Source organism: Streptomyces sp. SGAir0957, from assembly GCF_043523415.1.
Genome location: NZ_CP027293.1, coordinates 3,870,502 through 3,892,058, shown reverse-complemented (window position 1 = coordinate 3,892,058; position 21,557 = coordinate 3,870,502). Strand labels below are relative to the sequence as shown.

The following is a 21,557-nucleotide window of genomic DNA, read 5'->3' as shown; positions in this document are numbered from 1 at the left end:
AGCATCGGGCACGTGTTGAGCACCGGCGCCCTGCGTGCGCACCTGTTGGCGGCTCGCCTTGCCGGGCCCGTGACGACCTCCCGCGAGGAGAGCCTGCGGAGTTACCGCCTGTTCGAGGCGCGCGACCCGCGGGTCCTGCTCGGGCTCGATCCTGAATGGGCCTGGGGGCAGCGGGACTTGCTCGCGCTCATGGCCGACAAATGTGGCGTGTCGGATGATCCCGGGCACACCTCGGGCTTCGACGTCATCGACCCGGAGCTGACCCTGGCGGCGCTCGACGCCTTCGGGGACCGTCTCGGCCGGGCCGCTCATGAGCGTTCCCCGGTACTCTTCGGGACCGGGCATCCGCACCGCCTGCTCGGCTTCTACGCCGCGCTCGCGGACGCGCTGTCGGCGCTCGGATGTCCCGTCCTCACCCCCGCGCAGGGTCAGAGTGTCGACATAACGACCCGGTTCGGACTACGTACGTACAACCTTGACTACGTACGAGGAGTCGCGCTGGTGCGCGAACCCGGCGCGTGCGCCCCCGGCGACGAGCCCGGCGCGCACACCCACTCCCCACTCCCGGTTCGCACCGCCCTGGCGGGGTGCGCGGAGGCCGGATGGCCCCTCCCGCACCTTGTCATCGGAGACCACGGATGGGTCTGCGGTGCAGGTCAGTTGGGGTTCGATGCCATCGGCCTGGCCGATACCGACGATCCGGCCCTGTTCGTCGGTGAGGCGGAGGGGCGAGTGTCCGTCGTCGTTCCGCTTGATGACGCTGTGCGGTCTGATTACTACCGACCGCTTAGTCGCTATGTACTCAATCGAGCGTGTCTGTCACAGTAGGCGGCCGATCGCTGCTCCTCTTCCCCACTCGCACCACACGCCCCTAGTCTGGGGAGTGAGCACGCAACGACGTTGAGTCACCGGAAGGGGAAGCCGGTGGCCGTCGAGTGCGGAAGGTTCAGGTGTGTCATGGCTGCTGGTGAAGGTAGGCCTCTGAACGAGGTGCAATTCCTGACCGTGGCGGAAGTCGCCTCGGTCATGCGAGTGTCCAAGATGACCGTGTACCGGCTGGTGCACAGCGGTCATCTGCCCGCCATCCGGGTGGGGCGGAGCTTCCGCGTCCCCGAGCAGGCGGTCCACGAGTACCTCCGCGAGTCCTACGTGGGGGTGGAGAGCGGCTGATCGACCCCTCGATTTCTAGCTCGGCGCTCGGGCGGGGTACGCTGGCCCTCCGTAGGTCGTGTGGGCCCCAATGCAGCCCCGCACCGAGTGATTGTCCCCGCACCGCGGGGGTTGTCCGAGAAGTGAGCGAGGGTAGTCGTGGGCTCTGTTATCAAGAAGCGGCGTAAGCGGATGGCGAAGAAGAAGCACCGCAAGCTGCTGAAGCGCACGCGTGTGCAGCGTCGCAACAAGAAGTAAGCGACCGCTGTACCAACAGCGCGATCTGTGGCCCTTCCACCGTTTCCTTACGGTGGGAGGGCCACAGTGCGTTCACGAGCCGTTCCGCGTGCGGTCCGAGTCCGTTCCGACTGCGTTTCGGACAAGTTCTTCCAGGCACTCGTGGGGACGGCACCACGCGGAGCAGGCTCAGGGCTGTACGTACGCCTGTGGCTGTCGTCACTTCCTGCATCGGGTGGACATCACAGCGCAACGACGAAGCGCTAACGTGAGCCGCGACACGGGTACGTCGAGCGTGGAGCGCGGCGGGGCTGGGGACGGAAGGTAGGCGCTGATCTTGGGCAAGGTCGTGCTCGTGACCGGGGTGGCCCGGCAGCTGGGGGGCCGCTTCGTACGGCGCATCCAGCGGGACCCCGAAGTGGACCGGGTCATCGGCGTGGACGCGGTACCGCCCGCGCACCATCTGGGCGGCGCGGATTTCCTCCAGGCCGATATCCGGCAGCCGACGATCGCGCGGGTGCTCGCCGAGCACTCCGTCGACACGGTCGTGCACATGGACGTCACCGGGACGCCGCTCGCCAGTGGCGGCCGCGGCTCGGTGAAGGAGACCAACGTCATCGGCACGATGCAGCTCCTCGGCGCGTGCCAGAAGGCGCCGAGCGTGCGGCGGCTCGTGGTCAAGTCCAGTACCAACGTGTACGGGTCGGCACCCCGCGACCCGGCCGTCTTCACCGAGACCACGCCGCCGAAGTCGCTGCCGAGCGGCGGTTTCGCCAAGGACACCGTCGAGGTCGAGGGGTATGTGCGCGGCTTCGCCCGACGCCGGCCCGATGTCGCGGTGTGCGTGCTGCGGTTCGCCAACATCCTCGGACCGAGGGCCGATTCACCGCTCGCGGAGTACTTCTCGCTGCCGGTTCTGCCGACGGTGTTCGGCTACGACCCCCGGCTGCAGTTCGTGCACGAGGACGATGTGATCGAGGTGCTGCGGCTCGCCTCCCGCGACCCGGAGCGCGGCACGCTCAACAGCGGGACCTTCAACATCGCGGGCGACGGCGTCCTGCTGCTCTCGCAGTGCTCGCGACGGCTCGGCCGGCCGACCGTCCCGGTGCTGCTGCCCGCGGTGACGTGGGTGGGCGGAGCGCTGCGTACGCTGGGCGCGACGGACTTCTCACCCGAGCAGATCAGGCTGCTCACCCATGGGCGGATGGTGTCGACGGCCCAGATGAAGGACACGCTGGGCTTCCGGCCCCTGTACTCGACCGCGGAGACCTTCGAGGACTTCGTCCGTGGCCGGGGCCCCGGCCTGCTGCCGCCGAGGGCGGTGGCGGGAGCCGTCGACAGGATCGCGTCGCTGCCGTTCCTGGGCGGCGGGCGCGCAGCGAGCCACCCCCCGAAGCAGAGCGCCAACTGAGGAGCGCGTGAACGATGGCGGACGCCAAGGTCATTCGGTTCGACGACGACAGGTCGCGGGGGGCCACCGGCAAGAGCGCCGGGCGGCGCAAGGGCCGGCGCAAGAACGAGCCGGCGGGGGCCGGTGACGTGCACGAGATCAAACCGCTGCCGGTGCAGCGCCCGGAACCGGCGGCCGGGCCGTCACCGCAGGCGCCGCCGGCCGGGGAGCGCGGGGGCTGGGAGCGGCGGGTCGCTGGCGGGCTCGCGTTCCTGCGGCGGCGGCTGACCGGGGACTACGAGATCGACGAGTTCGGCTACGACGAGGAGCTCACCGACCACGTCCTGATGTCGCTGCTGCGGCCGGTCGCGGAGAAGTACTTCCGCGTCGAGGTGAAGGGCGTGGAGAACATCCCGTCCGAGGGCGGGGCGCTGATCGTCTCCAACCACTCCGGGACGCTGCCGCTCGACGGCCTGATGATGCAGGTCGCCGTGCACGACCACCATCCGGCCGGGCGGCATCTGCGGCTCCTCGCGGCCGACCTGGTCTTCATGCTGCCGGTCGTCAACGAGCTGGCGCGCAAGGCCGGGCACACCCTTGCCTGCGCGGAGGACGCGCAGCGGCTGCTGGAGAGCGGTGAGCTGGTCGGCGTGATGCCGGAGGGGTTCAAGGGGATAGGGAAACCGTTCAGCGAGCGGTACAAGCTGCAGCGGTTCGGGCGCGGCGGGTTCGTGTCGACCGCGCTGCGCGCCGGGACGCCGATCGTGCCGTGCTCGATCGTCGGGGCGGAGGAGATCTACCCGATGCTCGGCAACGCGAAGACGCTGGCGCGGGTGCTCGGCTTCCCGTACTTCCCGATCACGCCGACGTTCCCCTGGCTCGGGCCGCTCGGGGCGGTGCCGCTGCCGACGAAGTGGACCATCCAGTTCGGGGAGCCGATCCCGACGGACGGCTATCCGCCGGAGGCGGCGGAGGACCCGATGCTGATGTTCAACCTGACCGACCAGGTCCGCGAACAGATCCAGCACACGTTGTACAAGCTGCTGGTGCAGCGACGGTCGGTGTTCTTCTAGCAAGGCATGCGAACGGCGCGGCACGCGACCGGCGCGGCACGCGACAGGGCCCGGGGTGTACGAACCCCGGGCCCTGCGTGTTGCTCGGAAGGACTGGGTCAGTCCGCGTCCTCCGCGTCGATGCCGAGGCCCGGCAACAGGCCCGGCAGGAGCGGCGGCAGGGTCACGTCCGGCTTGGGGACCTGGGGCGTGTCGAGCTTGCCGTCGTCCGACGCGGGCGGGCTCGTCTCGTCCTTCGGCGGGTCGAGGAGGCCGCCGGTGGTCTCGCCGAGGAGGCCGTCATGGTCCTGGCTCGTACCGCTGCCGGAGCTGGACGGCTTCGGCTTGGTGGAGCTGGTGCCCTGGTGGTCCTGGCCCGCCGGGTCGGACGGGGTGGCCCGGTGGGTGCCGGACGTGCCCGGCGTCGTCGCGCCACTGCGGCCGGTGGCCGGGGCGCCGCCCCGGGTCGGGGTCTTGGGGAGCAGGGAGCGCAGCGGGTCGACCTCTTCGTCTATGGCGTCGAAGACCGAGCTGACCTCGTCCCGCACGTCCCCGAGCTGGACCGGCAGCCGGTCGCTGAGCGCCTGCCAGCTGCGCCGGTGCGACTCCGAGAACGCGTTCAGCGCCTGGATCGGGCCGAGGGAGCCGTCCCGCTTGTAGGCGGCGCTGAGCAGCCGGTGCCCCTCGGAGGCGTCGTAGCGCATACCGGAGAGCGCGCGGCGGACCTCGCCGATGGACTCGTGGTCGAGGGGGCCGCTGCGGTCGCGCTCCATCAGCCGCCGCGCCTCACTGAGCCGCGTCGACGCCTGGTCGAGGTATAGCGTGCCGCGGTCGGAGTCGCTGTCGGCCAGGCCCAGCTTGAAGTCCTCCATGCCGCGCTTGAGGCCGTAGAGATTGTCCCCCGGCAGGGCGTTGGAGCTGGCCGCCGCCACTCCGCCGAAGGCGCCGGCGGCCACGCCGACCGTGAGCCCGCCCGCGGCGAGCCCCTTGGTCAGGCGGGTGCGGGGCCGCAGCTTGCGCAGGGGGCTCGCCCGGTGCGCTCCCTTGGCCCGGGTCCGCTGCTCCGGTACCGCTGGGCCTACGGTGCCCTCCTGGAGCATGGCCTCCATGGCGGCGACGAGCTGGGCCCGCTGCACCACTTTGACCTCGGGGTCCAATCTCGGCCTGGGCAGTTCGCCGAGGCCGGAGGCCAGGGACAGGAGCCTGCCCTGTTCGGTCCGATCGGACCGGTCGCTCGCTCGAGCTTCCGGTTCCTCCGGCTGCTGCGCCGCCGGGTCCAGGTCGGACTGGTCCTCCAGGGCCTGGGCGAAGGCGTTCGCCCGCCGGTGTGCCGATACGTTCGCGATCACTGGCGGCACCTCCTCTCGTCATGACGGTCGACTCCCACGTGGTCGACTCCCCAAGGGGTCCTGAGGGTTGCACGCCGCGCCGACTTGCACACGAACGAGTGAGCGGAGTCGGTCCAGGAGTGACCACAGGGAGCCTGCATCCCGCTCAACGAGCGGCGCGGCACTTGGGTTACGGACGAAAGATGATCCGACCACGATCTCATCTCGCCCTCACAGAAGGTGAGTTGAGAATCGCGGACGGTGACGGGCGCCGTGCGCCGGTGCCGGGGCCGGGCGGCGTCAGCGGGCGTCGTCCGGCAGGAGGCGGGCGAGCGTGCGCACGGCCCGGTACTGGAGGGTCTTGATCGCGCCCTCGTTCTTGCCCATCACGCGGGCGGTCTCGGCGACGGACAGACCCTGGAGGAAGCGGAGCGTGACGCACTCCTGCTGCTGCGGGTTGAGCCGTCGCACGGCTTCGAGCAGGGCCGCGTTGGAGAGGGACTCGAGGACGGAGTCCTCGGGGGAACGCTCCACCTCGTTCGCGTCGAGCATTTCGCCGGTGGTCACTTCGAGGCGGAAGCGGCTCGACTTGAAGTGGTCGGCGACCAGGTTGCGCGCGATCGTGACCAGCCAGGCGCCGAAGTCGCGGCCCTGCCAGGTGAAGGTCCCGATACGGCGCAGGGCGCGCAGAAAGGTCTCGCTGGTGAGGTCCTCGGCCGTCGCCTTTCCGCCGACGCGGTAGTAGATGTAGCGGTAGACGGTGTCGCTGTACTGGTCGTAGAGGCGGCCGAAGGCATCGGCCTCGCCGGACTGGGCGCGCTCGACCAGCTCCATCATGCGGGCACTGTCGCTGTCCGCGGCGGGACGGCGTGGGGCGGACGCCGTCGACGTGCCGGACGCGCCGGCGGCTCCGGACCTGGTCCGTCTGCCGACGGTGGCGGCACCGGAATCGGCCATGGCGAAGCACGGGCCGACCGGTGCGGCGACGGCGAGGGCGGGGACGGCGTACGCGGTGGGGACGAAGCCGCGCAAGCGGTCGATGACCGTTGCGCGCAGCGTAGCCAGGCCCGAGGCGTCAACCCCGACGTGTTGAAACACGGGACTCCCAGAGGCAGAGCTTCCATCACGTGCAGTGCGGGACCGTTCACTCGTCGTGCTGACGTGCCGGTACCGGAATGCGTCTGAGGAGAATAACGCTTCGTGCAGGGAGCGCTACACCGAGTTGCTCAAATCATCGATTACGTCACTTCTGTAGTCGATCGACGAGGCTTTGAGCACCGGAGAGTGACCGTTTCTTGATCGGATGAGGTCATGTTCGGGCTATGCCGGTGACTCGTTGTGGCCGAGTGGTATCAACGGGGCGTCAATGCGACTGGCGGCGGCCGGAGCCGGGTATGCCCCTCTGTCCGCCCCGCAGACGTCAGCGACGGCGCCGGTGCAGGGCGATCGCCGCCGCCGTGCCGCCCGCGACCGCGCCCACCCCCGCGGCGGCCGGGATGCCGACCTTCGCGGCCTTGCGGCCCGTGCGGTAGTCCCGCAGCCGCCACTCCCGTTCGCGCGCGTACTTGCGCAGTTTCGCGTCAGGATTGATCGCATACGGATGTCCGACGAGCGAAAGCATCGGGATGTCGTTGTGCGAGTCGCTGTAGGCGGCGCAGCGGCCGAGCTCCAGGCCCTCGGCGGAGGCGAGCGCGCGGACGGCCTCGGCCTTCGCGGGGCCGTGCAGCGGTTCGCCGACGAGCTTGCCGGTGTAGACGCCGCCGATGGACTCCGCGACCGTGCCGAGCGCGCCGGTCAGGCCGAGGCGCCGGGCGATCACCGTGGCGATCTCCACGGGCGCGGCGGTGACCAGCCAGACCTTCTGGCCCGCGTCGAGGTGGGCCTGGGCGAGGGCGCGGGTGCCGGGCCAGATCCGCTCGGCCATGTACTCGTCGTAGATCTCCTCGCCGATGGACTGCAGCTCGGCGACGCGGTGGCCCTTGACGATGGACAGGGCGCTCTCGCGGACGTCCTGCATGTGCTCGGGGTCCTCGACCCCGGCGATCCGGAACCAGGCCTGCTGCCACGCGAAGCGGGTGAGTTCGCGGCGCTCGAAGAACTTCCGCTTGTAGAGGCCGCGCCCGAAATGGAAGATCGCGGCGCCTTGCATCACGGTGTTGTCCAGGTCGAAGAAGGCGGCGGCCTTGTCGTCGCCGAAGACCGGGAATTCCGGTTCCTGGCCTTCCGGGCTCTCCGCGGGCGGCGCCTGTTCCTCGAGTTCCTGCGAGGTCTTGCGGGCGGCCTCCGCCGACGCCTCGCCCGCGAGGACACTGCGCGCGGTCGCGGGGCGCCTGCGAGGGGTGAGCCATCCGAATCCGATCAGCGGCATGGCGTGCCTCCTGCCGGGGCGGCGGTAGGGCGACGGGCGGGACATGGCGCGAGCATAGCCATTGTGTTCGGTGCTTCCGGGGTCGAGGGGATTTCGGGAAGCTGTCGGTCCGGGAAATCCCGGCGTCGTACGACAGCCGAGGGCGGGGTCAGAATGGCCGGTATGAGTCCCATTTTTCGCCGTGGTGAGAAGAAGAATCCGCAGGAGCGTGTCGTCACGCTGATCCGGAAGCCCGGATGCCACCTGTGCGACGACGCCCAGGTGGTGATCGAGAAGGTGTGCGCCGAGGTGGGCGCCGCGTGGGAGATGAAGGACATCACCGAGGACGAGGAGTTGTACCGCAAGTACTGGGAGCAGATCCCGGTCGTTCTGGTCGACGGCGCGCAGCACGATTTCTGGCGCGTGCAGGAGGAGCGGCTGCGGCGTGCGCTCACGCGGTAGCCGTCCGTGCACGGGCGCTGCCCGCGGTCGCGAACGTCACTGACCGACGAGTCCAACTAATCCCCAAAGTCGCTTAGGATCGGGGGCGGTTTGGTCTCGGGGGGCGTGGATCTGAAGGAAGGTGTCCGGTTTTGCCCCCCACAGGTATGCAACGAGGCTGCCTGCGCGCCGGTTCCACGAGAGCGCGCCGGGGGCGCGTGACCCCGGTCACGTTGGCCGGGCAAATCGGACACCATCTTTGTGCACGCGTTCACAAAGACATAGCCTGCATTCGACGGGGCGGTCCAGGAACAAAGAGCCGCCCGCAGCCCCGCTCTACCCGCAGGAGCACCGTGGCAACTGGCCGAACTCACCGACCGGCGACCCGCAGCCGAGGAATTCCCGAGGCCACCGTCGCCCGTCTCCCGCTGTACCTCCGAGCCCTCACCGCTCTGTCGGAGCGCTCGGTGCCCACGGTCTCCTCCGAGGAGCTCGCGGCCGCGGCGGGGGTCAACTCCGCGAAGCTGCGCAAGGACTTCTCCTACCTCGGTTCGTACGGGACCCGCGGTGTCGGCTACGACGTCGAGTACCTCGTCTACCAGATCTCACGCGAGCTGGGCCTCACGCAGGACTGGCCGATCGTGATGGTCGGTATCGGTAACCTCGGCGCGGCCCTCGCCAACTACGGCGGGTTCGCCTCGCGCGGGTTCCGGGTCGCGGCGCTCATAGACGCTGATCCGGCGATGACGGGCAAGACCGTCGCCGGGATGGCGGTGCAGCACGCCGACGACCTCGAGAAGATCATCGACGACAACGGGGTGTCGATCGGCGTCATCGCGACCCCGGCCGGCGCCGCGCAGCAGGTCTGCGACCGGCTCGTCGCCGCCGGTGTCACCTCCATCCTGAACTTCGCGCCGACCGTCCTGTCCGTGCCGGACGGGGTCGACGTGCGCAAGGTCGACCTCTCCATCGAGCTGCAGATCCTCGCCTTCCACGAGCAGCGCAAGGCGGGCGAGAGCGCCATGGAGGCGGCCGAGGGCGCCGTGGGCGTCGAGGGTCCGGCCGCCAAGGTCACCAAGCCCAGCACCGTTGCCGACCGCAAGGGACCCGACGGGGACGTGCCCGCCGTGATGCCGGCATGAGCCTCCTCGTCGTAGGGCTGAGCCACCGCAGCGCCCCGGTCTCCATCCTGGAGCGGGCCGCGCTGACCGCGGACGCCCAGGCCAAGCTCGTCCAGGACACGCTGGCCGCCGAACCGGCGGCCGAGGCGGCGCTCCTGTCGACCTGCAACCGCATCGAGCTGTACGCGGACGTGGACAAGTTCCACGCCGGTGTCGCCGAGCTGTCGACGCTGCTCGCGCAGCACAGTGGCGTGGGTCTGGAAGAGCTGACTCCCTATCTTTATGTGCACTACGAGGACCGGGCGGTGCACCACCTGTTCTCGGTGGCGTGCGGGCTCGACTCGATGGTCGTCGGCGAGGGCCAGATCCTCGGCCAGATCAAGGACACGCTCGCCCGCGCCCAGGACCTGCACTCCGCGGGCAAGCTCCTCAACGACCTCTTCCAGCAGGCGCTGCGGGTCGGCAAGCGGGCGCACTCCGAGACCGGGATCGACCGGGCCGGACAGTCGCTCGTCACCTTCGGGCTCGAACAGCTCGCGCAGAAGGAGCCGGTGGCCGCCTGGGCGCAGGGCAAGCGCGCGCTCGTGATCGGCGCGGGCTCGATGTCCTCGCTCGCCGCGGCGACGCTCGCGCGCGCCGGGGTGGCCGAGATCGTCGTCGCCAACCGGACCATGGAGCGCGCCGAGCGCCTCGTGGCCCTTCTCGAAGAGAACTACGGACACGGTCTGGGTGAGGGCGGTACCGCCGCCCGTGCCGTCGCCATGGACGCCGTGGCGGACGAACTGACACGTGCCGACGTCGCGATCTCCTGCACCGGCGCGACCGGGCTCGTCCTGACCGCCGACGCCGTGCGCGCCGCCGTCGCGGGCCGCACGCCGACCGCGGGCGGCGACGTGCCGCAGCAGGTGTCGGCGCCGGGCGCGAAGGCGCCGGTCGAGGGCTGCCCCGTCGACCCGAGCGCGCCCGTGCGCGGCGGGTTCTCCGTCGAGGGCGAGGCCGCCGTCGCCGGGTTCGACGCCGCCGCGCTGGAACAGCACGGCGCCTGGGTCGACAACGCGCCGGGCGAGCGGGTGCGGCCCTCCGAGGCCGACACCATCGCCGCCCTCGCGGCCGCCGGCCGGGTGCCCGAGATGCGCCGTGAGCGGCAGCCCGAGCCGGTGCAGCGTGTCGCGCTCGCCCTGCTCGACCTGGCGATGCCGCGCGACATCGACGCGGTCGCGCACCGGATCGACGGGGTCCGCCTCGTCGACATCGAGTCGCTCGCGGACGCCTCCGCGGACGCGCCGATGGCCGCGGACGTGGACCAGGTGCGCACGATCGTCGCCGACGAGGTCGCCGCGTTCGGCGCCGCGCAGCGCGCCGCGCACATCACGCCGACCGTCGTGGCGCTGCGCACCATGGCCGCGTCCGTCGTCACCAGCGAGATCGCGCGCCTGGACGGCCGGCTGCCAGGGCTGGACGAGAAGCAGCGCGCGGAGATCACCCAGACCGTGCGGCGCGTGGTGGACAAACTGCTGCACGCGCCGACCGTACGGGTCAAGCAGCTCGCCGCCGAGCCCGGCGGTGCCGGGTACGCGGACGCGCTGCGGACCCTGTTCGACCTGGACCAGGAGACGGTCGCCGCCGTCTCCCGGGCCATCCCCCGAGACCGTGAATCCGCAACCGGCACGGTAGGCAAGAATCGAGGCCCGGCATGACCGCCGCCGACAAAGCACTGAGGCTGGGGACCCGGCGCAGCAAGCTGGCCATGTCCCAGTCCGGGCATGTCGCCGAAGCCGTACGCCAGCTGACCGGCCGCGAGGTCGAGTTGGTGGAGATCACCACGTACGGGGACACCTCCCGTGAGCAGCTGGCGCAGATCGGCGGGACGGGGGTCTTCGTCACCGCTCTGCGCGACGCGCTGCTGCGCGGTGAGATCGACTTCGCCGTGCACTCGCTGAAGGACCTGCCGACGACGCAGCCCGAGGAGCTCACGCTGGCCGCCGTGCCGGTGCGCGAGGACCCCCGGGACGCGCTGGTCGCACGGGACGGGCTGAAGTTCACCGACCTGCCGGCCGGCGCCCGGATCGGCACCGGTTCGCCGCGCCGCATGGCCCAGCTCAACGCGTACGCCCGTAGCCACGGGATGACCATCGAGACCGTGCCGATCCGCGGGAACATCGACACCCGCATCGGCTACGTCGAGAAGGGGGAGCTCGACGCCGTCGTCCTGGCGGCCGCAGGGCTCAACCGCATAGGCCGCGCCGCGGAGGCCACCGACCTCCTCGCGACCGACACCGTCCTGCCCGCCCCCGGTCAGGGGGCACTGGCAGTCGAGTGCACCACGCAGAACAGTGCGCTCGCCGCCGCGCTCGCCGAGCTCGACGACCCGTTCACCCGGGTCGCCGTCACGGCCGAGCGAGCCCTGCTCGCCGCCCTGGAAGCCGGTTGCAGCGCCCCTGTGGGCGCGCTGGCCGACCTCCTGGCCGACGGGCAGATTGCCAATCAAATGCGCCTCCGCGGCGTCGTCGGCACCACCGACGGCTCCGAGCTGGTGCAGCTGTCCACCACCGGTCCCGTGCCCTCGTCGGAGGACGAGGCGCTGGCGCTCGGGCGGGAACTCGCCGCCGAGATGCTGGCCAAGGGTGCGGCCGGTCTGATGGGGGAGCGAGCACTTTGAGCCCCACCACGCCTCAATCGACCGCCTGCGCACCTGGGCACGTCACCTTCCTGGGTGCCGGTCCCGGTGACCCAGGACTGCTGACACTGCGGGCCGTGGAGGCCCTGACCCGAGCGGATGTGCTGATCGCCGAGCCCGAAGTGCTCGACGTCGTCCGCACGCACGCCGCCGCGGGCGTGACCGTGCTCGACGCGGGCACGCCGGGGCGCACGGCTGCTGACGGGGCGTCAACTGCCGTCGTGGTCCCGGCTCTGAGGGACTGGGCCAATCTTGTCATGGAGGCCGCGGGCAGCGGCAAGCGGGTCGTCCGTGCGGTCTCGGGCGACCCCGGGCTCGACACGTACGCGGCCGAGGAGATGCTCGCCTGTGCCTCCGCCGGCATCGACTTCGAGGTCGTCCCCGGTGTCGCCGCCGCCGTCGGTGTCGCCGCGTACGCCGGTGTCCCGCTGCGCGACGCGCAGGGCGCCGACGTCCGCTTCGTCGACGCCGCCACCGCCTCCGAGCGGTGCTGGAGCGAGGTCGGCGCGTCCGACGGCACGCTCGTCGTCTCCACCACGCTCGACTCGGTGGCCGCGGCCGCCGGTGAGCTGGTCGCGGCGGGCCGCAAGCCGGACACGCCGCTGACGGTGACCGTCGCGGGGACGACGACGCGCCAGAAGACCTGGACCGCGACGCTCGGCACCATCGCGCAGACGTTCAAGCAGGCCAAGGTGTTGCCCTCGCCCGAGGGCAACCGGCCGGTGATAGCCGTGGTCGGTGAGCGGTCCGCCGCCGCGCAGCGCGACCAGTTGTCGTGGTTCGAGTCCAAGCCGCTGTTCGGCTGGAAGGTGCTCGTCCCGCGCACGAAGGAGCAGGCGGCGTCCCTCTCCGACCAGCTCCGGTCGTACGGCGCGGTGCCGCACGAGGTCCCGACGATCGCCGTCGAGCCGCCGCGCACCCCGCAGCAGATGGAGCGCGCGGTCAAGGGCCTGGTCACGGGCCGCTACGAGTGGATCGCCTTCACCTCGGTCAACGCGGTCAAGGCGGTGCGCGAGAAGTTCGAGGAGTACGGGCTCGACGCGCGCGCCTTCGCCGGGATCAAGGTCGCGGCGGTCGGCGAGCAGACGGCGAACGCGCTGATCGCGTTCGGCGTCAAGCCGGACCTGGTGCCGAGCGGCGAGCAGTCGGCCGCGGGGCTCCTGGAGGACTGGCCGCCCTACGACCCGGTCTTCGACCCGATCGACAGAGTGTTCCTGCCGCGCGCGGACATCGCCACGGAGACCCTGGTCGCCGGGTTGATCGAGCTGGGCTGGGAGGTCGACGACGTCACGGCCTACCGGACCGTACGGGCCTCGCCCCCGCCGGCCGAGACGCGTGAGGCGATCAAGGGCGGCGGCTTCGACGCGGTGCTCTTCACTTCGTCGTCCACCGTGCGCAACCTGGTCGGTATCGCGGGCAAGCCGCACAACGTGACGGTGATCGCCTGTATCGGCCCGGCCACCGCCAAGACCGCCGAGGAGCACGGCCTGCGGGTCGACGTGATGGCCCCCGAGCCGTCGGTGCTCAAGCTGGCCGCCGCGCTCGCCGACTTCGGCGCCCGGCGCCGGGACGCGGCGATCGAGGCCGGTGACCCGGTGACGCGGCCGAGCGAGCGGCGGCCCGGGTCGCGGCGCAGGCGCGCGGCTCCGTAGGAGTAGAAGTGGGGGCGGGTACCGGGTGCGAGCCGGGTACCCGCCCTGGTTCATTTGGTCCAGGTACACGTAGGTACGACGAGGTGACAGTCCAGTGACTCGGTACGGCTCTTTCCCCGGTTCGCGGCCCCGGCGGCTGCGCACGACTCCCGCCATGCGGCGCATGGTCGCCGAGACACGGCTGCATCCGGCCGATCTGATCCTGCCCGCGTTCGTGCGGGAAGGGATCGACGCGCCGGTCGAGATCGGCTCGATGCCCGGCGTGTACCAGCACACGCGTGACTCCCTGAAGAAGGCTGCGGCCGAGGCGGTCGAGGCGGGCGTCTCCGGGATCATGCTCTTCGGTGTTCCGCTGGAGGAGAAGAAGGACGGCGCCGGAACGGTCGGCACCGACCCCGACGGCATCCTCCAGCAGGGCCTCCGGGACGTACGGGCCGAGGTCGGGGACGACCTGATCGTCATGTCCGACCTGTGCCTGGACGAGTTCACCGACCACGGGCACTGCGGCGTCCTCGACGAGCAGGGCCGGGTCGACAACGACGCGACCCTTGAGCGGTACGCCGAGATGGCGCAGGTCCAGGCGGACGCGGGCGCCCACGTCGTCGGCCCGTCCGGGATGATGGACGGCCAGATCGGCGTCATCCGCGACGCGCTCGACCAGATCGGCCGCGAGGACGTGGCGATCCTCGCGTACACGGCGAAGTATTCGTCGGCGTTCTACGGCCCGTTCCGTGAGGCCGTCGGCTCCTCGCTCAAGGGCGACCGCAAGACGTACCAGCAGGACCCGGCCAACATCCGGGAGTCCCTGCGGGAGCTGGCGCTCGACCTGGAGGAGGGCGCCGACATGGTGATGGTCAAGCCGGCCGGTCCCTACCTGGACATCCTCGCGCGGGTCGCCGACGAGGTGGACGTGCCGGTCGCCGCGTACCAGATCAGTGGCGAGTACGCGATGATCGAGGCGGCGGCGCAGCGCGGCTGGATCGAGCGCGACCGGGCGATCATGGAGTCGCTGACCGGGATCAAGCGCGCGGGCGCCAACATGATCCTGACGTACTGGGCGACCGAGGTGGCCCGGCAGCTGGGCTGACCGGCCCGGGCCCCGGGGGTCCTGTCAGTGCCGTGGCGGACAATCCCGTCATGACAGCGACAGCGATCACCGAGCGCGCCCTGAACAGGTCCACTCTGGCCCGGCAGTTGCTGCTTCAGCGGCAGCCGCTCGGGGCGGAGGACGCGGTACGGCGGGTTGTCGCGCTCCAGGCGCAGCAGCCCGCTTCGCCGTATGTGGCGCTGTGGAACCGGGTGGCGGGGTTCCGCGCGGCGGACCTCGACGCGGCGCTCGCCTCCTTCCGCGTGGTCAAGTCGACGCTGATGCGGATCACGCTGCACGCGGTCCACGCCGACGACTACGCGGCGTTCCGCGCGGCGGTGGAGCCGACGGTACGGGGCGCGCGGCTGCGGGACCCTCGGTTCAAGGCGTCGGGGCTCACGGAGTCGGACGCCGACGCGCTGCTGCCCGAGCTGCTGACGCGGGCCGAAGTGGCGGGCGGCGCGCGGGAGTTGGGGGAGTGGCTGCGGGCGCGGGCCGGGATCGGGAGGGAGTCGGCGCCGACGGCGTGGCGGATGCTGCGGCAGTACGCGCCGCTGTGGCATGTGCCGGTCGAGGGGGCGCCGTGGTCGTACGTGTCCGGGGCCGGGCAGCGGTATGTGTCGGCGGGTGCGGCACACCGCCCGGCGCTGCGGGACGAGGAGGCGGTGGCGGAGGGGATGCGGGCGCTCGTCCGCCGGTATCTGGCGGGGTTCGGCCCGGCGTCCGTCGCGGACATCGCGCAGTTCGGGCTGGTGCAGAAGGGCCGGGTGCGGGCGGCGCTCGGGGACGACCTGGAGGAGCTGCCGGGCCCCGGCGGAAGCGTGCTCTACGACGTGCCCGGGGCCGTCCGTCCGTCGGAGGAGGTGGCGGCGCCGCCGAGGCTGCTGCCGATGTGGGACAGCGTGCTCCTCGCCTACGCGGACCGGGGCCGCGTCCTCCCGCCCGGGTACCGCAAGCAGGTGACCCGGGTGAACGGGGACGTACTCCCGACCGTCCTGGTCGACGGATACGTGGCCGGGGTCTGGCGGATGGCACCGGACGGCTCCGGCATCGAGGTGAGCGCGTTCCACCCGCTCACGGGCCAGGTGTGGGAGGCGCTGGAGGAGGAGGCGCGGGGGCTGCGCGGGCTGCTGGCGGAGCGGGACGAGGCCGCGTACCGGCGTTCTGACCACTGGTGGGTGAAGGGGCTGCCGGTGGTGGAGGCGAAGGTGTTCGGGTAGGTGCGGTGTCCGGGCGCCCGGCCGGTGGACGTTCGGCCGGGCGTCGCCCGCGACGTGGCGGCTACTGCTTGCCCGTGCCCACCGGGTCCACCGTGACGCCCGCTTCGGTGGGGCTGTCGGTGACCGGGAGGTTGATGGCGACGGGGAGGGTCTTGGAGTGGGTCTCGTTCGGCGGGGTGACGACGAGCCGGGTGATGTCGACGCCGGAGCCGCCGCTGTCGTTGCGCGGGTAGTGCAGGTGGAAGCGGGTCTCCTCGCCGGACTTGAGGGTGACGAGCGGGGCGCTGAGCTTGGTGCGCTCGGCGCTGATGGCGCCAGGACCGCTGTCGGCCTTGAGGTCCACGCCGGGGAAGCCCTTGAGGGTGCAGGCGTCGCCGGTGTTCTTCATGGCGACCGTGAAGTCGCCCTCGCCCATGCCGTGGGCGGTGTGGAAGGAGAGGTTCGCGGTCTTGCAGGGGCCGGTGGTGATCTGGCCGCCGCCGCTGCCTTCGGCGGAACCGTCGGTGGCGGCGTCGCTGCCCGTGTTCTCGGTGCCGGCGCCGTTGGAGGAGGGAGAGTTGGCGGAGGTGTCCGATTCCGAGGAGGAGGACGAGGATGACGAGGACGCTGCCGTGGACCCGGAGTCGTTCGCGTCGGAGGCCTTGGCGTCGTCGCCGCTCTGGCAGGCGGTGAGGGAGAGACCTGCGACGAGGGCGATACCGGCGAGGGTGATCTTCTGAGCGCGCATGGTGCCTTCCTTGCGGTCGGTGCGGAGTGCTCGACACGAGCGTTCCTTGCTGCCTCCTAGGACCCGCCTGTGCCGCGCGGCCGTTCCCTCCGCCCGTTCCCTCGTACATGCCTGTTACACGAAGTGGCGTTCGAGGGGGGTTCTGTCACAGGTGGGCAACGCGAAAAGGGGCCGAGCGTCTGCTCGGCCCCTTGCTCAATGATTCGGCCGCGGCGGCTCCCCCTCCGCGCCGCCGCGGCCGATCCCCGTCGGGAATGAGGTCTGTTCAGCCGCGCGGGTCCACAGGCGGCGCGGGCATCTGGTTGTCCATGGTGACGATGGTGTCGTCGGCGGGCGGCGCCGGCATCTGGTTGTCCATCGTGACGATGGCGTCGTCCGCGGGCGGGACGGGCATCTGGTTGTCGAGCGGCCTTGCCTGCGTTTTCTTCTGCTCGCTCATCGTTCGTACTCCTTCGCAACGGCGAGAGCTGGTGTGAAACGCCCGCCCGGAAGTTCCCCCGTGGACCGCCGGGCGGGCGATCAGAGCCGCAGATTAGCCGTAGCGGCTCCCCCGTGGACCGTCTGCCCCCCGATGCGACGGTCCGTTGGTTATGAGAGTGCCGTGCCGCGATAAACGAATGCTGAACGCCTGCGGCGACCGGGACGGCGCGGGCCGTTCAGGCCGCCGCGGCCGGCCTGAGCAGGGCGCGGACCTCGACGGCCTCGGGGGCGCCGGCGTCCTCGTAGAGCTTGAGCGCCTCGTGCCAGCAGGCGCGGGCCCGGTCGACCTGGCCCAGCCGGGTGAGGGCCCTGCCGAGCAGCGTGAGGACGTTGCCCCGCATCCGGTCGCCGCCGATGCACCCGATGGCGAGGGCCTGTTCGGCGTGCTGGGCCGCCTGGGCGGGGCGCAGCGCGGCGACGTGCGCCTCGGCGATGCGGAAGTGCGTGGTCCCTTCCCAGAGCCGCTGGCGGTGGTCCACGAAGATGGTGACGGCCTCGTGCAGCTGGCTGAGCGCCTCGTCGTGCCGGGCGGCCTTGGTCAGCGCCATGCCGAGGGCGTAGTGCCCGTTGGCGAGCCGCATGGTCCTGCCGAGTTCGGCGAGGAGGGCGAGGCCGTGCCGGGCGATGTCGACGGCCTTGGCGACCTGGTCCATGCCGAGGTGGGCGCGGGACAGGTTGAACAGGGTCGTCGCCTCGCCGGCCCGGTTGCCCGCGGTGGTGTAGCCCTGGATGGCCTGGTCGAAGAAGACCTTGCCGTCGAGGTACTGGTGCTGGTGGAGGGCGATGAGCCCCCGGTCGTTGGCGACCCAGCTGTGCGCGGCGATGTCCTTCGCGGCGGCGGCCCGGTCCATGGCGAGCCGCGCCTCGTCCGCGGCCTGCCGGATGCGCCCGGAGACCAGCAGCACGTTGGTGAGCGTCGTCCGGGCGCGGCCCTCGGCGCGGACGTCCCCCGCGGCCTGGGTGGCCTCGCACACGGCGACGGCGGTGGCCTCGTACTGGCGGGAGTTGGCGCCCGACTCGGCCAGGTCCTTCGCCGCCCACAGGAGGTCGACGCCGCGCCGCAGCCGGTCGGTGGTCACGGACTGCCGGACGCAGGCGAGCAGGGACTCGCCCTCCGCGTAGAGCCAGTCCAGGGCTTTGGTGGCGTCCTGGAAGTGCAGGCCGTCGTGGTCGGTCGGCTCCAGATGGTCGACGAGGCGGTCGCCTGGCCGTTCGATGGCGTAGGTCCGCGCGGCCGTCGCCAGGTAGAAGTCGAGGAGCCGCGACAGTGCCGCCTCCCGCTCCGACGACGGCAGTTCGTCGCGCTGCGCGCACGCACGCGCGTAGAGCCGGACCAGGTCGTGGTAGCGGTAGCGGCCGGGCGCCGCCGACTCCAGGAGGGAGGTGTCCACCAGGGACTCCAGGAGGTCCTCAGTCGCCTCCGGGCCGAGATCGAGGACGGCGGCCGCCGCGGCGAGCGAGATGTCCGGGCCGTCGGCGAGGCCGAGGAGGCAGAAGGCGCGGGCCTGGCCGGGTTCCAGGTGGCCGTAGCCGAGTTCGAAGGTGGCCTTGACGGCGAGGTCGCCGGCCTGGAGTTCGTCGAGGCGGCGGCGCTCGTCGGCCAGCTTGGCGGCGAGGACGGAGACCGTCCAGGTGCGGCGGGCGGCGAGGCGTGACGCGGCGATGCGGATGGCGAGGGGGAGGAAGCCGCAGGCGGCGACGACGTCGAGGGCGGCCTCGCGTTCGGCTGCGACGCGCTCCTCGCCGACGATGCGGGTGAAGAGGAGCAGCGCTTCTTCGGGGGACATGACGTCCAGGTCGACGAGGTGGGCGCCGACGAGGTCGACCATGCGGACCCGGCCGGTGATCAGGGCGGCGCAGCCCTCCGTGCCGGGGAGCAGGGGCCTGACCTGGGCGGCGTCGCGCGCGTTGTCGAGCAGCACCAGGACGCGGCGGCCGTCGAGCGTGGAGCGGTAGAGGGCCGCGCGCTCTTCGAGGGTGTCCGGGATCGCCGCGTCCGCCGTGCCGAGGGCGCGCAGGAACGAGCCGAGGACCGTCTCCGGCTCGGTGGCGCGGGCGCCCGCGCCTTGCAGGTCCACGTACAACTGGCCGTCGGGGAAGGAGGAGCGGGCCGCGTGCGCGACGTGGACGGCGAGGGTCGTCTTGCCGACGCCGCCGATGCCCGCCACCGCCGAGACGGCCATGACGGAGCCCGTGCCGTCGTCCGACGAGGCCGCCGCGAGGACCTCGCTCAGCTCCTTGACGAAGGAGGCGCGGCCGGTGAAGTCCGGGACGCGGGCCGGTAGTTGGGCGGGGCGCAGTGGCGTCGAGGCGGGTTCCGGCACCGGTGCGGAGGTCTCCGCGAGTGACGGGTCGGCGCGCAGGATGCGCTGCTGGAGTGCGGAGAGGCCGGGGCGGGGGTCGACGCCGAGTTCGTCGGCGAGGAGGCGGCGGGTGTCCGCGTAGACGGCGAGGGCCTCCGCCTGGCGGCCCGAGCGGTAGAGGGCGAGCATCAGCAGTTCGCGCAGGCGCTCGCGCAGCGGGTGCGCGGCGGTCAGCGCGGTGAGTTCGGAGACGGCGTCGGCGTGGCAGCCCTGTTCGAGGTCCATGTCGAGGCGGGACTCGATGAGCTGGAGGCGCCATTCGTCGAGGCGGGCGCGCTGGGTCTCGGCGTGCGGTCCGGGGACCCCGGCGAGCGGTTCGCCGTCCCAGAGGCCGAGCGCCTTGTTGAGGAGGGCGCGGGCCTGGCGCAGGTCGCCGTTCTGCCGGGCCTTCTCCGCGTCCGCCCACAGCTCCTCCGCGACGGCCAGGTCGAGGGCGCCCCCGGTGAGCGAGCGGATCGCGTAGCCGCCGGACTCGCTGACCAGGATGTCCGCGCCGAGGGCCTTGCGCAGCCGTGAGGCGTAGGTGCGGATCGCCGCGAGGGCCTGCTGCGGGGACTCCTCTCCCCAGACGGCGTCGATCAGTTCGCCCGCCGTGGCGGTGCGGCCCTCGCGCAGGAGGAGCGTCGCGAGGAGCGCCCGCTGCTGCGGCGAGCCCGTCGCCAGCGGTTCGCCGCCGCGCCACGCCCGCACCGGGCCGAGCACGCTGAAGCGCAGGCCGGAGGCGGCGGACGGCACCGCTTCCGGGATGTCGCCGGACGCGGCGGGACGCCGCTGCTCCGGTACCCGCGCTCCACCGTCCATCTCTGCCCCCTGCCGCCGTGCCGGTTCACGTGTGGTGCCGTCGCCGTCCAGGCGGCGCGCCGTCGAGGCGACGGACCCGCAAGGACAACCCCGCCAGTTTGCCTTGTTCATGGCGGATACGTCAGCCGTGGGAGACAGCCATCACAGACACCTCACGCGTACGGATGCCGCTGAAGCCCGATCCGGCTAGCTGACGGGTCGTCAGATCGGCGCTACCGTGACCCCATGGAGACCACGGAGACCGGAAATCCGAACAATGCCCTGATATCCGATGAGTTCCCGCCGATCATTTCCGTCGACGACCACACCGTCGAACCGCCGACCGTCTGGTCCGACCGCCTCCCGAAGAAGTACCTCGACACCGGCCCGCGCGTCGTACGGGCGCCCCTGAAGGAAATGTCCTTCCTGGGCGGAAAGTTCGCGCCCGTCATGGGCGAGCCGGGCGACGACGGACCCATCGGGGACTGGTGGATCTACGAGGACCTGCACCGCCCGCTCACCCGGCTCGACACCGCCGTCGGCTACGACCGGGACGAGATCAAGCTGGAGGTCATCACCTACGAGCAGATGCGCAAGGGCTCCTACGACGTCCCCGCGCGCCTGGCCGACATGGACGTCAACCACGTCCAGTCCGCCCTCTGCTTCCCCACCTTCCCGCGCTTCTGCGGGCAGACCTTCACCGAGGCGCCCGACCACGAGCTCGGGCTGCTCGGCGTCCGCGCCTACAACGACTGGATGGTCGAGGAGTGGTGCGGCCCCGAGGCGCGCGGCCGCCTCATCCCGCTGACGCTCGTGCCGCTCTGGGACGCGGAGCTGGCCGCCGCCGAGGTCCGCCGCAACGCCGCGCGCGGGGTCCGGGCCGTCGCGTTCTCCGAGATCCCGCCGCACCTGGGCCTGCCGAGCATCCACGGCGACGACTGGGATCCGTTCCTCGCCGCCTGCGCCGAGACCGGCACGGTCATCGCCATGCACATCGGGTCGAGCAGCAGGATGCCGTCCACCTCGGCGGACGCGCCACCGGCCGTCGGCTCGACCATCACCTTCGCCAACTGCTGCTTCTCGATGGTCGACTGGCTGATGAGCGGCAAGTTCGAACGCTTCCCGAACCTGCGCGTCATGTACGCGGAGGGCCAGATCGGCTGGATCCCGTACATCCTGGAACGCGCCGACGTGGTCTGGGAGGAGAACCGGGGCTGGGGCGGCGTCGCCGACAAGGTCAGGAAACCGCCGAGCGAGTACTTCGCGGACCACGTCTTCGGCTGCTTCTTCGACGACGCGTTCGGCCTGCGGAACCTCGACGCGATCGGCCTGTCCAACGTCCTCTACGAGACCGACTACCCGCACTCCGACTCCACCTGGCCGAAGTCCAGGGAGGTCGGCGAGGCGCAGATGGCCCACCTGGACCCGGCGACCGTCGAACGGATCGTCCGGGGCAACGCCATCGACCTGCTCGGCCTGACACCGGAAGGGCTGTGGCGCCGGTGA

The 21,557-nt window shown here is 71.5% G+C and carries 19 protein-coding genes; 13 read left to right on the top strand and 6 right to left on the bottom strand.

The window, feature by feature from the left end:
- Positions 1-12 precede the first annotated feature (12 nt).
- The 5 genes from C1N81_RS22295 (at position 13) to C1N81_RS22275 (ending at position 3,849) form a co-directional block, all read left to right on the top strand.
- The gene (locus tag C1N81_RS22295; RefSeq protein WP_394431769.1) at positions 13-828 is read left to right on the top strand and encodes a phosphatase; all 816 of its coding nucleotides are present in this window, start codon (positions 13-15) and stop codon (positions 826-828) included.
- A gap of 129 nt (positions 829-957) precedes the next feature.
- Positions 958-1,170 carry a helix-turn-helix domain-containing protein gene (locus C1N81_RS22290; protein ID WP_394431767.1) on the top strand — a complete coding sequence of 71 codons (213 nt, stop codon included), beginning with the start codon at positions 958-960 and terminating at the stop codon, positions 1,168-1,170.
- 138 nt (positions 1,171-1,308) lie between these two features.
- Positions 1,309-1,407 carry a 30S ribosomal protein bS22 gene (locus tag C1N81_RS22285; RefSeq protein WP_003948845.1) on the top strand — a complete coding sequence of 33 codons (99 nt, stop codon included), beginning with the start codon at positions 1,309-1,311 and terminating at the stop codon, positions 1,405-1,407.
- A 316-nt stretch (positions 1,408-1,723) separates the two neighbouring features.
- Positions 1,724-2,797 (top strand): NAD-dependent epimerase/dehydratase family protein, encoded by a 1,074-nt coding sequence (locus tag C1N81_RS22280; RefSeq protein ID WP_394431765.1) that lies wholly within the window; start codon positions 1,724-1,726, stop codon positions 2,795-2,797.
- 14 nt (positions 2,798-2,811) lie between these two features.
- Positions 2,812-3,849: a lysophospholipid acyltransferase family protein gene (locus C1N81_RS22275; protein WP_394431763.1), complete on the top strand. Its 1,038-nt coding sequence runs from the start codon at positions 2,812-2,814 to the stop codon at positions 3,847-3,849.
- Between the two features lie 98 nt (positions 3,850-3,947).
- Here C1N81_RS22275 and C1N81_RS22270 read toward each other — a convergent pair whose 3' ends face one another.
- The 3 genes from C1N81_RS22270 to C1N81_RS22260 all read right to left on the bottom strand — a co-directional run bounded on the left by C1N81_RS22270 (position 3,948) and on the right by C1N81_RS22260 (position 7,518).
- Positions 3,948-5,177 (bottom strand): DUF5667 domain-containing protein, encoded by a 1,230-nt coding sequence (locus tag C1N81_RS22270; protein WP_394431761.1) that lies wholly within the window; start codon positions 5,175-5,177, stop codon positions 3,948-3,950.
- Positions 5,178-5,456: 279 nt separating this feature from the next.
- On the bottom strand, positions 5,457-6,254 hold the full coding sequence (locus C1N81_RS22265; protein ID WP_394431759.1) for an ECF subfamily RNA polymerase sigma factor, BldN family: 798 nt from the start codon (positions 6,252-6,254) through the stop codon (positions 5,457-5,459).
- 322 nt (positions 6,255-6,576) lie between these two features.
- On the bottom strand, positions 6,577-7,518 hold the full coding sequence (locus C1N81_RS22260) for an HAD family hydrolase (RefSeq protein ID WP_394438148.1): 942 nt from the start codon (positions 7,516-7,518) through the stop codon (positions 6,577-6,579).
- A gap of 168 nt (positions 7,519-7,686) precedes the next feature.
- Between C1N81_RS22260 and C1N81_RS22255 the strand changes: the two genes are divergently transcribed.
- The 7 genes from C1N81_RS22255 to C1N81_RS22225 all read left to right on the top strand — a co-directional run bounded on the left by C1N81_RS22255 (position 7,687) and on the right by C1N81_RS22225 (position 15,701).
- Positions 7,687-7,965 (top strand): glutaredoxin family protein, encoded by a 279-nt coding sequence (locus C1N81_RS22255; protein ID WP_394431757.1) that lies wholly within the window; start codon positions 7,687-7,689, stop codon positions 7,963-7,965.
- Between the two features lie 332 nt (positions 7,966-8,297).
- Positions 8,298-9,086, top strand: a complete 789-nt coding sequence (locus C1N81_RS22250) for a redox-sensing transcriptional repressor Rex (protein WP_394431755.1) — start codon at positions 8,298-8,300, stop codon at positions 9,084-9,086.
- Positions 9,083-10,762 carry a glutamyl-tRNA reductase gene (locus C1N81_RS22245; RefSeq protein ID WP_394431754.1) on the top strand — a complete coding sequence of 560 codons (1,680 nt, stop codon included), beginning with the start codon at positions 9,083-9,085 and terminating at the stop codon, positions 10,760-10,762. The genes C1N81_RS22250 and C1N81_RS22245 overlap by 4 nt, the downstream gene beginning before the upstream one ends.
- Entirely contained in the window at positions 10,759-11,724 is a 966-nt protein-coding gene (gene hemC, locus C1N81_RS22240; protein WP_394431752.1) for a hydroxymethylbilane synthase, read from the top strand. The genes C1N81_RS22245 and hemC overlap by 4 nt, the downstream gene beginning before the upstream one ends.
- A complete protein-coding gene (locus C1N81_RS22235; protein WP_394431750.1) occupies positions 11,721-13,394 on the top strand; it encodes a bifunctional uroporphyrinogen-III C-methyltransferase/uroporphyrinogen-III synthase in 1,674 nt (557 codons plus the stop codon). The genes hemC and C1N81_RS22235 overlap by 4 nt, the downstream gene beginning before the upstream one ends.
- Before the next feature lie 94 nt (positions 13,395-13,488).
- Complete coding sequence (gene hemB, locus C1N81_RS22230) at positions 13,489-14,481, top strand: porphobilinogen synthase (protein WP_394431748.1); 993 nt, start codon at positions 13,489-13,491, stop codon at positions 14,479-14,481.
- Positions 14,482-14,531: 50 nt separating this feature from the next.
- Positions 14,532-15,701 (top strand): winged helix DNA-binding domain-containing protein, encoded by a 1,170-nt coding sequence (locus C1N81_RS22225; RefSeq protein WP_394431747.1) that lies wholly within the window; start codon positions 14,532-14,534, stop codon positions 15,699-15,701.
- Positions 15,702-15,762: 61 nt separating this feature from the next.
- Here C1N81_RS22225 and C1N81_RS22220 read toward each other — a convergent pair whose 3' ends face one another.
- The 3 genes from C1N81_RS22220 to C1N81_RS22210 form a co-directional block, all read right to left on the bottom strand.
- Positions 15,763-16,428 (bottom strand): DUF4232 domain-containing protein, encoded by a 666-nt coding sequence (locus C1N81_RS22220; RefSeq protein ID WP_394431745.1) that lies wholly within the window; start codon positions 16,426-16,428, stop codon positions 15,763-15,765.
- Positions 16,429-16,693: 265 nt separating this feature from the next.
- A complete protein-coding gene (locus C1N81_RS22215) occupies positions 16,694-16,867 on the bottom strand; it encodes a hypothetical protein (RefSeq protein WP_394431743.1) in 174 nt (57 codons plus the stop codon).
- Positions 16,868-17,084: 217 nt separating this feature from the next.
- The gene (locus C1N81_RS22210) at positions 17,085-20,072 is read right to left on the bottom strand and encodes an AfsR/SARP family transcriptional regulator (protein WP_394431741.1); all 2,988 of its coding nucleotides are present in this window, start codon (positions 20,070-20,072) and stop codon (positions 17,085-17,087) included.
- Positions 20,073-20,297: 225 nt separating this feature from the next.
- On the opposite strand from C1N81_RS22210, the gene C1N81_RS22205 reads away from it, so the two are divergent.
- The gene (locus C1N81_RS22205; RefSeq protein WP_394431739.1) at positions 20,298-21,557 is read left to right on the top strand and encodes an amidohydrolase family protein; all 1,260 of its coding nucleotides are present in this window, start codon (positions 20,298-20,300) and stop codon (positions 21,555-21,557) included.

Excerpts from the sequence above, each read along its gene's own strand:
- C1N81_RS22220 (WP_394431745.1), bottom strand. The coding sequence starts at position 16,428 with ATGCGCGCTCAGAAGATCACCCTCGCCGGTATCGCCCTCGTCGCAGGT.
- C1N81_RS22205 (WP_394431739.1), top strand. The coding sequence starts at position 20,298 with ATGGAGACCACGGAGACCGGAAATCCGAACAATGCCCTGATATCCGAT.
- C1N81_RS22255 (WP_394431757.1), top strand. The coding sequence starts at position 7,687 with ATGAGTCCCATTTTTCGCCGTGGTGAGAAGAAGAATCCGCAGGAGCGT.
- C1N81_RS22210 (WP_394431741.1), bottom strand. The coding sequence starts at position 20,072 with ATGGACGGTGGAGCGCGGGTACCGGAGCAGCGGCGTCCCGCCGCGTCC.
- C1N81_RS22215 (WP_394431743.1), bottom strand. The coding sequence starts at position 16,867 with ATGAGCGAGCAGAAGAAAACGCAGGCAAGGCCGCTCGACAACCAGATG.
- hemC (WP_394431752.1), top strand. The coding sequence starts at position 10,759 with ATGACCGCCGCCGACAAAGCACTGAGGCTGGGGACCCGGCGCAGCAAG.
- C1N81_RS22275 (WP_394431763.1), top strand. The coding sequence starts at position 2,812 with ATGGCGGACGCCAAGGTCATTCGGTTCGACGACGACAGGTCGCGGGGG.
- C1N81_RS22225 (WP_394431747.1), top strand. The coding sequence starts at position 14,532 with ATGACAGCGACAGCGATCACCGAGCGCGCCCTGAACAGGTCCACTCTG.
- C1N81_RS22290 (WP_394431767.1), top strand. The coding sequence starts at position 958 with ATGGCTGCTGGTGAAGGTAGGCCTCTGAACGAGGTGCAATTCCTGACC.
- C1N81_RS22245 (WP_394431754.1), top strand. The coding sequence starts at position 9,083 with ATGAGCCTCCTCGTCGTAGGGCTGAGCCACCGCAGCGCCCCGGTCTCC.